This window comes from Phenylobacterium sp. (genome assembly GCF_035944335.1).
In the GTDB taxonomy this organism is placed as follows: domain Bacteria; phylum Pseudomonadota; class Alphaproteobacteria; order Caulobacterales; family Caulobacteraceae; genus Phenylobacterium.
This window is the reverse complement of sequence record NZ_DASZBG010000119.1, coordinates 1-11,029: the sequence shown is the minus strand read 5'-3', so window position 1 is coordinate 11,029 and position 11,029 is coordinate 1. Positions and strand designations below refer to the sequence as shown.

At 70.4% G+C, this 11,029-nt stretch carries 12 protein-coding genes; 6 read left to right on the top strand and 6 right to left on the bottom strand.

Annotation, left to right across the window (positions count from 1 at the left end; translation table 11 throughout):
• The first annotated feature begins 16 nt into the window (after positions 1–16).
• Positions 17–1,684, top strand: coding sequence for an amidohydrolase (locus VGT80_RS18240; RefSeq protein WP_327458083.1), 1,668 nt, complete (start codon positions 17–19; stop codon positions 1,682–1,684).
• 283 nt (positions 1,685–1,967) lie between these two features.
• Positions 1,968–3,320, top strand: coding sequence for a hypothetical protein (locus tag VGT80_RS18235; RefSeq protein ID WP_327458082.1), 1,353 nt, complete (start codon positions 1,968–1,970; stop codon positions 3,318–3,320).
• 350 nt (positions 3,321–3,670) lie between these two features.
• Here the strand turns inward: VGT80_RS18235 and VGT80_RS18230 are convergent, their stop codons facing one another.
• From VGT80_RS18230 to VGT80_RS18210, 5 genes are all read right to left on the bottom strand, one after another.
• Positions 3,671–3,823: a hypothetical protein gene (locus VGT80_RS18230; RefSeq protein WP_327458081.1), complete on the bottom strand. Its 153-nt coding sequence runs from the start codon at positions 3,821–3,823 to the stop codon at positions 3,671–3,673.
• Positions 3,823–4,632, bottom strand: coding sequence for a hypothetical protein (locus VGT80_RS18225; RefSeq protein WP_327458080.1), 810 nt, complete (start codon positions 4,630–4,632; stop codon positions 3,823–3,825). Before VGT80_RS18225 ends, VGT80_RS18230 begins: the two co-directional genes overlap by 1 nt.
• Positions 4,625–4,858, bottom strand: coding sequence for a hypothetical protein (locus tag VGT80_RS18220; protein WP_327458079.1), 234 nt, complete (start codon positions 4,856–4,858; stop codon positions 4,625–4,627). The genes VGT80_RS18225 and VGT80_RS18220 overlap by 8 nt, the downstream gene beginning before the upstream one ends.
• The gene (locus VGT80_RS18215) at positions 4,855–6,069 is read right to left on the bottom strand and encodes an LLM class flavin-dependent oxidoreductase (protein ID WP_327458078.1); all 1,215 of its coding nucleotides are present in this window, start codon (positions 6,067–6,069) and stop codon (positions 4,855–4,857) included. Before VGT80_RS18215 ends, VGT80_RS18220 begins: the two co-directional genes overlap by 4 nt.
• A gap of 243 nt (positions 6,070–6,312) precedes the next feature.
• Positions 6,313–6,855: a thioredoxin family protein gene (locus VGT80_RS18210; RefSeq protein WP_327458077.1), complete on the bottom strand. Its 543-nt coding sequence runs from the start codon at positions 6,853–6,855 to the stop codon at positions 6,313–6,315.
• Between the two features lie 143 nt (positions 6,856–6,998).
• On the opposite strand from VGT80_RS18210, the gene VGT80_RS18205 reads away from it, so the two are divergent.
• A complete protein-coding gene (locus VGT80_RS18205) occupies positions 6,999–8,282 on the top strand; it encodes a SulP family inorganic anion transporter (RefSeq protein WP_327458076.1) in 1,284 nt (427 codons plus the stop codon).
• On the opposite strand, the gene VGT80_RS18200 is transcribed toward VGT80_RS18205, so the two are convergent.
• On the bottom strand, positions 8,279–8,965 hold the full coding sequence (locus tag VGT80_RS18200; protein WP_327458075.1) for an RNA polymerase sigma factor: 687 nt from the start codon (positions 8,963–8,965) through the stop codon (positions 8,279–8,281). The two genes, VGT80_RS18205 and VGT80_RS18200, sit on opposite strands and share 4 nt — an antisense overlap.
• A gap of 129 nt (positions 8,966–9,094) precedes the next feature.
• Here VGT80_RS18200 and VGT80_RS18195 point away from each other — a divergent pair, with 129 nt between their 5' ends.
• The 3 genes from VGT80_RS18195 (at position 9,095) to VGT80_RS18185 (ending at position 10,937) form a co-directional block, all read left to right on the top strand.
• On the top strand, positions 9,095–9,619 hold the full coding sequence (locus VGT80_RS18195; RefSeq protein ID WP_327458074.1) for a DUF4142 domain-containing protein: 525 nt from the start codon (positions 9,095–9,097) through the stop codon (positions 9,617–9,619).
• Positions 9,616–9,939 (top strand): cupredoxin domain-containing protein, encoded by a 324-nt coding sequence (locus VGT80_RS18190; RefSeq protein WP_327458073.1) that lies wholly within the window; start codon positions 9,616–9,618, stop codon positions 9,937–9,939. Before VGT80_RS18195 ends, VGT80_RS18190 begins: the two co-directional genes overlap by 4 nt.
• A gap of 353 nt (positions 9,940–10,292) precedes the next feature.
• On the top strand, positions 10,293–10,937 hold the full coding sequence (locus VGT80_RS18185) for a Crp/Fnr family transcriptional regulator (protein WP_327458072.1): 645 nt from the start codon (positions 10,293–10,295) through the stop codon (positions 10,935–10,937).
• The last annotated feature ends 92 nt before the right edge of the window (positions 10,938–11,029 follow it).

Below are 11,029 nucleotides of genomic sequence, written 5' to 3'. Positions count from 1 at the left end.
CGGCTAGCTAGGCCGCATGCGTCCGATCCTCATCTCCGCCGCCCTCGCCCTGATCGCCCTGCCCGCCGCGGCCGCGGCGCCGCCGCCCAAGGCCGATCTGGTGATCTGGGGCGGGCCGATCTACACGGCGGTGGATGCGCGGCCGACCGCGCAGGCGGTGGCGGTCTCGAACGGCCGGATCAGCTTCGTCGGCGCCAAGGCCGGCGCCCAGGCCCGGGTCGGGCCGAAGACCCGGGTGATCGACCTGCACGGGTCGGCGCTGTTTCCGGGCTTCACCGACAGCCACGCCCACCTGCGCTCGATCGGCGAGCGGGAGCTGACTCTGAATCTGGAGGGCGCGAAGTCGGCCGCCGAGGTGCGCGAGCGGCTGAAGGCCTATATCGCCGAGCATCATCCAAGCGGCGTGGTGATCGGGCGGGGCTGGATCGAGACCGGCTGGCCGGAGCACCGTTTCCTGGAGCGCGGCGACATCGATGCGGTCTCGCCGGACCTGCCGGTCATCCTGACGCGCGCCGACGGCCACGCGCTGACCGCCAATTCCGCGGCCCTGAAGGCGGCGGGGATCACCGCGCAGACCCAGGCGCCGGAGGGCGGCCAGATCCTCAAAGGGCCCGACGGCCAGCCGACCGGCATGCTGGTCGACAACGCCAAGTCGCTGGTCGGGAAGCTGGCGCCCAAGGAGACGGTGGCCGGCAAGCTGGAGGCCTATCGCGCCGCCTTCCGGGTGGAGACCGCCTACGGCTGGACCGGCGTGCACAACATGAGCGTCGACATGGCCGACGTGCCGCTGCTGGAGGACCTGGCGGCCAAGGGCGAGGCGCCGCTTCGGGTCTACAACGCCGTCGAGGCCGACCAGGCCTGGCCGCTGTTCGAGCACGGGCCGCGCCGCTCGCCCGACGGGCGGATCACCACGCGCGACATCAAGATCTACATGGACGGCGCCTTGGGCAGCCGCGGCGCGGCGCTGTTCGAGCCCTATTCCGACGCGCCCGGCAATCGCGGGACCTTCATCACCCCGCCCGAGCATATCCGAGGCCTGCTCACCAAGGCCCTGGCGAGCGGCTTGCAGGTCTCGACCCACGCCATCGGCGACCGCGGCAACGCCGAGATCCTCGACCTCTACGGCGCGGCGATGAAGGCCCACCCGGCCAAGGGCAAGGCCGCCCGCTGGCGGGTGGAGCACGCCCAGATCCTGCGGCCCGCCGACATCCCGCGCTTCGCGAAGATGGGGGTGATCGCCTCCATGCAGCCCAGCCACGCCATCGGCGACTTCCATTTCGCCCCGGCGAGGCTCGGCGAGGCGCGGCTGAAGGGCGCCTATGCCTGGCAGAGCCTGTTGAAGTCCGGCGCGGTGGTGGTCGGCGGTTCCGACGCGCCGGTGGAGCGCGGCTCGCCGATGATCGAGTTCTACGCCGCGGTGGCCCGGGCCGACCTGAAGGGCTTCTCGGCCCCCGACTGGCATCCCGAAGAGAAGCTCTCCCGCCAGCAGGCGCTGAAGCTGTTCACCGCCTCGGCCGCCTATGCGCGGTTTGCGGAGGCCGAGCTCGGCACGCTCACCGTCGGCAAGCGGGCGGACCTGACGGCCTTCTCCGCCGACTTCATGACCGTCCCCGTCGCGGAGATTCCCAAGGCCCACGCCGTGCTCACCGTGGTCGACGGGCGGGTGGTGTACGAGGCGAAGTAGGTCGAAGGTCGCGAAGACACGACACGAAAACTCAGGTGCCATCCCGGTTTGGCGAAGCCAAGACCGGGACCCTCTGCGTCGATGGCTCAGGTGGGGCTGCGGCGGCGTGGCCGTGCGAAATCAACGGGATCTGGCGCCCGGGGTCCCGGCCTTCGCCTGCGGCGAAACCGGGATGACAGCGGAGATGACAACCGAGTTCGACAAAATGCCGCAGCGGGCGGGATGAAACGAGCTGTGCGGGTCGTTGGACGCCTCAGGGAAGAAAATCCTGAGGAGATCTCCTATGCGACTCAAGACCCTTGCGCTGGCGACCGCGGCGAGCGGCTTCGTACTGGCCGGTGCGGCCTATGCGGGACCGGGCGGCGGCCTGGGCGGCGGCCTGGGGGGCGGCCTGGGGGGCGGCTTGGGGGGCGGCGCCAGCGGTCCGGCCGGCGGCATCGCCGGCGGCCTGGGCGGCGGCATCGGCGGCGGCGCGAGCGGCCACGGAGCCGGCGGCGGCGGCGGTGGCGGCGGCTCGATCGGCGGCAGCATCGGCCCGTCGCTGGGCGGCCAGTCGCGCATCGGCGGCGGCGCGCCGGGCCTCGGCGGCTCGGTCAGCGGCGCCGGCTCGACGGGCGGCAGCCTCGGCCCATCCCTGGGCGGCGACCACCGCATCGGCGGCGGCGCGGCCGGCCTTGGCGGCTCCGGCGCCAGCTCGGCCAATGGCAATATCGGCCCGATGAACGGCGAGGCGCGGGTGAACAGCCAGGGTTCGGCCAATGCGTCGGCGAACGGCATGGCCAACGCCAGCCCCAATTCGACGCTGTCGACGGCGCGATCCACCACCACCCGGGCCCGCAACGACGCGGACAGGGCCGCCGACGCGGCCGATGACCGGGCCGACGACGCGGCCCATCACCTGCGCCGAGACGCGGCGCGGGCCGGCCGCATGGGCCCGGTGCGGGCTTCGGCGAGCACTATGGCCCACGCCAACGCCAAGGCCGGCCTGCGCACAGCGACGACCGCTTCCGGCTCCCTCGCGGGCCTGACCACCGGCGACACGGTGCGCGATTCCACCGGCGCGACGATCGGCACGGTGGCCCGTATCCAGAGCCAGCACGGCGTGGTGCGCGACATCGTCGTGCGCACGGCCAGCGGCGAGCGCCGCACGATCCGGCTGGCGGCCAATACGCTCAGCCTGTCGGGCAATGTGGTGACCACCACGCGCAGCCTCGCCGCGCGGACCGCGATGCGCGACCGCGACCGGGCCGATGCGGTCGAGGACGCCGCCGAGCACCGCGCCGCGACCACGACCACGACCGCGCGCAACATCGCCCGCAATGACGCCCGGCGCGTCCGCGACCGGGGCGAGGCGACCGAAGACAGGGCCGAGCATCGCGTGGCGACCACGCAGGCGAGGGCCAATCGGACCGCCGCGCTCGCCAGCCTGGCGGTCGGCGAGACGGTGAAGACCGCCAGCGGGACCACCCTGGGCACGGTCGCCCGCGTCGAACGCTCGGGCGACGGTGTGGTGAAGAGCGTGCTGGTGCGCACGGCCAATGGCGGCCGGCGCGTGCTGCACCTGGCGCCGCGGACGCTGACCGTCTCGGGCGGCGTGGTGACCACCAGCCAGGCCAGCCTCACGGCGCGCGGCTGATCCCGCCCCAAAACGCTCCCGGGCCGTCCCCCGGGCGTAGTGGAGAGCCGCGGCGCGAACCCCCCGTCCCTCAGCGCTGAGGCTCTCCTGGAGGCCCCCTTCCTCGCCATTGGAAGGGGGCCTCTTCCATTTGGGGCGTTCGGCGCGAAGGGGAGTAGCACCGCCCGCCATTTCCTTTCCCATGAATGGGAAAGGGGGACCATTCGCCGAGGCCCGCGATGCGCGGCCCGGAGAGCGGATGGGGGATAGGGCGAGCCAAGCGCACTGCCGGCGGCTCTCCCTCTCCACCACTCGCTCTTCGCTCCGCTCGGCGAGCGGTCCCCCTCTCCCGCTTCGCGGGAAAGGAAGACCTATTCCCGCTTCTCTTTCTCCCGCTCCTGCTCGCGCTCGCGCTGGCGCTTGCGGGCGTCGCCGGCCGGTTCGGTGAGGCTGGGCGGATCGGAGGCGGGGAAGCTGTCGTCCAGCTCCTCGTCCAGTTGGTCGTCGGGGGTCTTGGCGGCCATCAGGCGGGCTCCGCCACGCGGCGGCGCACCGGGGCCTCGGCCGTGCCCAGGTGGCGGGTGAAGAACCGCTCCCAACTGGCGCTCTCGAAATCCGGGATTTCCATGTGGCCGCCCGGATTGACGTGCAGGGTCTTCTGCTTCGAGGCGAAGGCGTCGAAGAGGGCGACGCCGTGCTCGCGCGCGGCGACCGCGTCGTCCCACTGGAAGACGAACTCCAGCGGGATGGTGATCTTGCGCGCCGCCTCGGCCATCTCGGTGGCGCTCGGGCGCAGGCCCGCGAGGCCGAACACCGCGCAGTCGATGCGCGGCTCGGCGGCCACGAAGGGCACGCCGATCACCGTGCCCATGGAGACGCCCCAGTAGCCCACCGGCCCCTCCGCGCCGACGAAGTCGAAGCCCTGGGCGACGTCGAGGGCGGCCTTCCACTCGGGCACGGCCTGGCGGGTGAGCGCGGCCATCCGGGCGAGGCGCTCGGGCGTCCAGTCGGCGGCGACCTGGCCGGTCACCCGCGCGCCGGTCTCGGCCATGTTGCGGGCGGAGGCCTCGCGCGAGATCCGGTCGCCGTGGCCCGGCGCGTCGATGGCCAGCACCGCATAGCCCAGTCGCTTGGCGTACTGGTGGGCCCGGATGCGCAGGTTCTCGACCTTCTTGTGCTGCGAGCCGCCGTGACCCATCAGCAGCAGCGGCCGGGGCGTGCGCGCGCCCTCCGGCGCCCACAGCACCGCAGGGACCTGCTCGCCGCCGCAATCGACGCTGAAGGAATAGCGGGCCACGCCGTCCTCGGCGCGGATGTCGGTGAACTCAGTCATGGGGTCCTCCGAAGAAGCCGGTCTTCAGGCCAAGCGCCACGCCGCCCACCAGCAGGGCGCCGATCATGCCGAGCAGGAAGCCGGCTGCGAAATGGGCCGGCATGCCGAGGACGCGGTCCTGGCCCGGCGCACTCCAGCTGCGCATGAGCAGTGGGGTCACACCGGCGAATATCGCCAGCGAGGACGCCAGCAGGGCTATGCGCTGATTGGGCTTCAGTCTCTTCATGCCGGCGCCTTGTCAGGGACCGGCGCCTTGGTGAGGTCCACCGAGCGGTTGCCGTAGCGGGCGGTGAAGGCCTCGGTGTCGATCTCCTCCAGCTGGATCTCGCCGGCCAGGACCTGGGCCTTCCAGGCTTCGTGGGCGGGAATATTGGCGTGGAACTCCGGCATCACCTCGCGTGCGAACAGTTCGAGGGAGTCACAGATGTCCTGGTGCGAGTTGCGGCCGGCCTGGTTGAGCAGGATCACCTGGTCGATGTGGCTCTGCTCGAACTTGCGGAGCTTTCTGCGGATGGTCTCCGGCGAACCGATCAGCCCGCCGGCCAGGGCCGCGGCGGCGGCCTCGGGGTTGGCCGCCTTCCACTTGGTGTATTCGGCCCACATGTCGACCGTGCCGGGCGCCGGGCGCTTGCGGTCGGGGGTGTTGTAGTAGCGCAGGCAGAACTGGAAGAAGGTCGCCCCGTCGGCCTTCTCGCGGGCCTCCTCGTCGGTCTTGGCGCACATGAACATCGAGACGAGCGCGATGTTCGGATTGATCGGATAGTCGGCCAGCCTGTCGAGCCGCTTGGTGATGGCGTTGTAGTAGGCGTGGACCCAGGCATGGGCCGCCTCGGCGGAGACGAACTGGAAGCCCAGCGCGCCCAGCCCCTTCTCGCCGGCATAGGCGATGGTCTGCAGCTGCGAGCAGGCGGTCCAAAGCGGCGGATGCGGGCGTTGGCGCGGCTTGGGCAGCACGTTGCGCGGCGGGAAGTCGAAGAACGGGCCCGAGTAGCTGTGGTTGTGCTTGGTGAACATCGGCACGAGGCAGCGGACGGCGTCCTCGAAGATCTCGCGCTTCTGGTTGAAGTCGACGTCGAACGGTTCGAGCTCGGTCAGCGAGGCGCTCTCGCCCATGCCGAACTCGACGCGGCCGTTTGAGATCAGATCGAGAGCGGCCACCTGGGCGGCGAGCTTGGCCGGGTGGTTGGTGGTGAGCTGCAGGATGCCGTGCGCCAGGCGGATCTGCTTGGTCCGCTGGCTGGCGGCGCCTAGGAAGACGCCGGGCGCGGAGGAGTGGGAATATTCCTCGAGGAAGTGGTGCTCCACCTCCCAGGCGTAGTCGTAGCCCAGGCGATCGGCGAGCTCGAGCTGGCTGAGCGCATTCTGGTAGAGGTTGTACTCGTCGTCCGGCCCCCAGGGCCTCGGCAGCTGCAGCTCGTAGAAGATGCCGAATTTCATCGCATGGCCTCCCGGACGGACTTTTCTTTGAAGTCCACACCCGCGGGGGAGGAGCGGTCAAGGAGAGTCAGGGCTGACCATAGATCCCGCCGTCATGGCCAGGCTTGTCCCGGCCACCTAGAAACGCGGGCGGTTGGCAGCGCCCCGTCCCGTGTCCCGCCGCGATCAAGAATGCGCCCTCGGCGTATCTGGGTCCCCGGGACAAGCCCGGGGATGACGGTCAAGATCGGGTCGCGCGCAGCACTACTTCGGCCACTGCGCCAGCCAGTCGGCGAGCGCCTGGGGGGTCATGGAGCGGGCGTCCTGCAAGGCGCTTTCGCGGCCCTTGTCGAGCAGCCGGTTGGTCTTCGGATCGACGATCAGCAGGGCCGGCACGCCCTCGAGCCGGTGATGGATGCCGTAGGCGCCGGGCACCTGCAGGTTCTTGTCGAAGCGGCCCACGTCGACGTCGACCACCTCGTAGTGGCGGTCCACGAAGGCCTTCATCTCGGGCAGTTCCAGCGCGCCGCTCAGCACGCGGCAGTCGCCGCACCAGTTGCCGCCGAGGTCGATCATCAGCAGCTTGTGGGCCTTGAGCGCGCGGGCCCGGGCGCGGGCGACGGCGGCGTTGGTGGCCTTGGCGGAGAGGGCCTCGTCATAGGGATAGGGCAGCGGCGTCGGCAGCTGGGCGTAGGTGTCGATCCCCGCCTTGGGCGGCGGCACGGCGGCCAATGCGGGAGACGACAGGACGAGGACGGCGGTGATCGCCAGCAGCGGACGCGAGGACACGAGGCGAAAGACTCCCATGCAAGTTGAGCTCTTCTAGCGCGGCCGCTGGACGCAGCCTGCGTAAATTCCCTGGCTTGGCGACAACGAGCCTACACTAGCCAATTCCAGAGCCGCGTCTGATCATCAGGTCCGGCGTTTCGGAATTTCGGACCCGTCCAGCCATGGTCAACGCGGCGCCCGCCGCCTCCGATGTCTATCGGCCCAAGCTCGCGACCACCTTCGCGGAAGGCTATGGGCTGGCCGACCTGCGCAAGGACGCCGCCGCCGGCCTGACCGTGGCGATCGTCGCCCTGCCGCTCTCCATGGCCATCGCCATCGCCTCCGGGGTCTCGCCGGATCGCGGGCTCTATACCGCCATCGTCGGCGGCTTCCTGGTCTCGGCGCTGGGCGGCAGCCGGTTCCAGATCGGCGGGCCGGCAGGCGCCTTCATCGTGCTGGTCGCCGCCACGGTCGCGAAGTTCGGCGTCGAGGGCCTGGCGCTCACCGTGCTGATGTCCGGGATGATGCTGACGCTGATCGGCGCCCTGCGCCTGGGCAGCCTGATCCGGCACATCCCGCACACGGTCACGGTGGGCTTCACCGCCGGGATCGCGGTGACCATCTCGGCAAGCCAGCTCAAGGACCTGTTCGGCCTGACGCTTTCGGCCAGGGAGCCCGGCCAGTTCATCCCGAAGATGGCCGCCCTCGCCCACGCCGCGCCCAGCGCGAACCTCGCCGCCGTGGGCCTGGCCGCGGCCGCGATCGCCATTACCGGCGGCCTGCGACGCTGGAAGCCGCTGTGGCCGGGGATGCTGATCGCCGTGGCCACGGTCGGCGCCGCGGCCGCCTTCCTGCATTTGCCGGTGGAAACCATCGGCAGCCGGTTCGGCGGCATCCCGCACGGCCTGCCCGCGCCCAGGCTGCCCGCGATCTCGCTGCATGAGGCGCTGGCGGTCCTGCCGGCGGCGCTCTCCTTCACCCTGCTGGGCGGGATCGAATCCCTGCTTTCCGCCGTGGTGGCCGACGGCATGACCGGACGCCAGCACCGCTCCAACATGGAGCTGATCGCCCAGGGCGTGGCCAACATGGCCTCTTCGGTGTTCGGCGGGATCAGCGTCACCGGCACCATCGCGCGGACCGCGACCAACATCCGCGCGGGCGCGCGCAGCCCGGTCTCGGGCCTGCTGCACGCAGGCTTCCTGCTGGGCTTCATGATGGTGGCCGCGCCCCTCGCCAGCTACGTGCCGGTCTCAGCGCTGGCCGGGGTGTTGATCGTGGTCGCCTGGAACATGGCCGAGAAGGCCGAGGCGGCGCGGCTGCTGCGCGACTGGCGGACCGCCGGAGTGTTGATCGTCACCTTCGGCCTGACGGTGTTGCGAGACCTCACCAGCGGCATCCTCGCCGGCTGCGGTCTGGCGCTGATCTTCTGGGCCGCGCACCGCTGGCGAATCCACAGAGGGGTCTAGAGCCCCATCCGCGCGAGGACCGCCTCGGTGATCCGCTGGCAGCGGGCGCCCAGGAAGGGGAAGGCGCCGGTCAGCGCCGAGGCGAGCTGGACCTCGAGGGCGTCGCGCAGCAGGCGGCGCGCGCGGTGCAGGCGGGTCTTCACCGTCTCCGGCTTCACGCCCAGGTTGGCGGCGGTCTCGGCGATGGAGCAGCCCTCGACCTCGCGCATGACGAAGACCAGGCGGAAGGCCTCCGGCAGGTCGTCGACGGCGCGTTCCAGCAGGCGGCGGGTCTCCGCCAGGGCCGCGTCGCGCTCGGGATCGTCGGAGGCCAGCGCCGAGGGGAAGATCAGGATCCGGCCCTCGCCGCCTTGCGCGGCCTCCAGGGCGGAGAGCTCGACGGTGTTGCGGCGCTTGCGCAGGCGCCCGTGCGCCTCGTTGAGCACGATGCGGGTCAGCCAGGTGTAGATCGAGGCCTCGCCGCGGAACTCCGTGAGCTTGGCGAAGGCCCTGACGTAGGCCTCCTGCAGCACATCCTCGGCTTCGCTTTCGTCGCGCACCACCGCCCGCGCGATCCGGAACAGGCGCTGGTTGCCGCGCTGCATGATGGCGGCGAAGGCCTCGCGGCGGCCGGCCCGGGCATAGGCGACGAGTTCGGCCTCCGGCAGGGCGGCGTAGTCGAGGGTCTGGGTCGAGAGCGTCATGGGGCGGGCCTCATGCTGATTGGATGGGGCGGGCGACGCAAGGTTCCCGGGAACCTCCCCGGGGCTGTCCCATCCAATGCCCCGCGAGGCCGCGCCAACGGGGGGCGCCTCGCAGGAGGATACCTAGACATGATCCGCAACACCGTGATGGCCGCCGCCGCCCTGGCGCTGGTCATCCCCGCCGCCGCCAGCGCCCAGGCCGCCAAGCCCAACGACGCCCAGATCGCCCACATCGCCTACACCGCCGGCGTCATCGACGTGGCGGCCGGCAAGCAGGCGCTCGCCAAGTCGCACGACAAGGCGGTGCGCGAATTCGCCAGCGAGATGGTCCGCGACCATACCGCGGTCAACGAACAGGCGCTGGCCCTGGTCAAGAAGCTGGGCGTCACGCCGCAGGACAACCCGACCAGCCAGTCGCTGCAGGCCGGCGCCAAGGCCAAGCTGGCCGACCTCGCCAAGCTCAAGGGCAAGGCCTTCGACAAGGCCTATGTGACCAATGAGGTGGCCTATCACCAGACGGTCAACGGCGCGCTCTCCGGGACCCTGATCCCCTCTGCCCAGAACGGCGAGCTGAAGGGGTTGCTGCAGACCGGCCTGAAGCTGTTCACCGAGCACCAGCACCACGCCGAAATGCTGGCGGCGAAACTGAAGTGATCCGCACCGCCGTCCGCCTCGCCGTGCTGGTCGGCGCGCTGGCGCTGGCGTCCTGCGGGAAGCCGGCGCCGGCAACCTACGCCGTGACGATCGCCAACATGGCCTTCGGGCCGGCCCCGGCCGGCCTGCGGGTCGGCGACACCATCGAATGGGTCAACGCCGATATCTTCCAGCACTCCGCGACCGCCAAGGACGGCAGCTTCGACGTGGACCTGGCCCCCAAGGCGCACGTCCGCACGGTGCTGGCCCGTCCCGGGCAGGTCGACTTCTACTGCCGATACCACCCGGGCATGACCGGCCGGCTGGCGGTCGCGCGCTGAGCAGGCGCGGGATTGCCGCGGCGAAACAGTTGAGCGGACGGATTGGCCGCTATCAAAAGACAATCCCGTGCTGATTCGGCGGGGAGAACGGCAATCAGATATAGTTACGTCGGATCGTCGACATTCTCAGGAGGCGTGAAAAATCCACAATTCCGAACTTCGGTGACAATCTTTTCTGAGATTTAGTGGATATCGTTCGCCTAGTGTCGAGTACTCGACAGTCTTTGCCTACTTGCATCGATAACTTGGAAACCTAAGCCGGACGGCGACGTTTCCATCCCCCGATGCAAAGGCCGAATATCTCGTTGCAAAATCTGCTGCTGGCTGCCCTCCCCCCCGAAGACCTAGGTCTGATGTCTCCCCACCTGGCTCAGGTGGAGCTGGAGCGCGGCAAGCTGCTCTACGATCCGGGCGACCGGATCGACACCATCTACTTCCCGCACGACGGGGTCATCTCGCTGATGACGTTGATGGAGAACGGCGCGGCGATCGAAAGCGCCACCATCGGGCGCGAGGGCGCCCTGGGGCTGCAGGCCGCGATCGCGCCGCGCGCCTCGCTGGTGCGGGCCATCGTGCAAACCCCGACCCGCGGCGTGCGGATCGGCGCGGCCCAGATGCACGAGGCCTGGGAGAAGAGCCCCCGCATCCGCGAGATCGTCGACCGCCACGGCGAGGCCCTGTTCGGCCACGCCATCCAGTCGGTGGCCTGCAACGCCCTGCACTCGGTCGAGGCGCGCTTCTGCCGCTGGCTGCTCACCTGCCACGACCGGATCTCCACCAACACCATCGCGCTGACCCAGGAATTCCTGGCCGATATGCTGGGCGTGCAGCGGACCACCGTCACCGCCGTCGCCCGCGCGCTGCAGGAGAAGGGCGCCATCCGCTATCGGCGCGGCGTCGTCGACATCGTCGATCGCGCGGTGATCGAGAGCCTGTCGTGCGAATGCTACGGCGTGATCCGGCGCACCTATGAGCGCCTGCTGCCGCCGGCCGGCTAGGCTTTTCACTCATAAGCTAGACTTTGGAACGAACCCGCCGCGCGCGGCTTTCGCCCGAATGCCTGTCTTCTATTTCCACACCGAGGACGGTG

Excerpts from the sequence above, each read along its gene's own strand:
- VGT80_RS18185 (WP_327458072.1), top strand. The coding sequence starts at position 10,293 with ATGTCTCCCCACCTGGCTCAGGTGGAGCTGGAGCGCGGCAAGCTGCTC.
- VGT80_RS18240 (WP_327458083.1), top strand. The coding sequence starts at position 17 with ATGCGTCCGATCCTCATCTCCGCCGCCCTCGCCCTGATCGCCCTGCCC.
- VGT80_RS18195 (WP_327458074.1), top strand. The coding sequence starts at position 9,095 with ATGATCCGCAACACCGTGATGGCCGCCGCCGCCCTGGCGCTGGTCATC.
- VGT80_RS18210 (WP_327458077.1), bottom strand. The coding sequence starts at position 6,855 with ATGGGAGTCTTTCGCCTCGTGTCCTCGCGTCCGCTGCTGGCGATCACC.
- VGT80_RS18215 (WP_327458078.1), bottom strand. The coding sequence starts at position 6,069 with ATGAAATTCGGCATCTTCTACGAGCTGCAGCTGCCGAGGCCCTGGGGG.
- VGT80_RS18220 (WP_327458079.1), bottom strand. The coding sequence starts at position 4,858 with ATGAAGAGACTGAAGCCCAATCAGCGCATAGCCCTGCTGGCGTCCTCG.
- VGT80_RS18235 (WP_327458082.1), top strand. The coding sequence starts at position 1,968 with ATGCGACTCAAGACCCTTGCGCTGGCGACCGCGGCGAGCGGCTTCGTA.
- VGT80_RS18205 (WP_327458076.1), top strand. The coding sequence starts at position 6,999 with ATGGTCAACGCGGCGCCCGCCGCCTCCGATGTCTATCGGCCCAAGCTC.
- VGT80_RS18225 (WP_327458080.1), bottom strand. The coding sequence starts at position 4,632 with ATGACTGAGTTCACCGACATCCGCGCCGAGGACGGCGTGGCCCGCTAT.
- VGT80_RS18230 (WP_327458081.1), bottom strand. The coding sequence starts at position 3,823 with ATGGCCGCCAAGACCCCCGACGACCAACTGGACGAGGAGCTGGACGAC.
- VGT80_RS18200 (WP_327458075.1), bottom strand. The coding sequence starts at position 8,965 with ATGACGCTCTCGACCCAGACCCTCGACTACGCCGCCCTGCCGGAGGCC.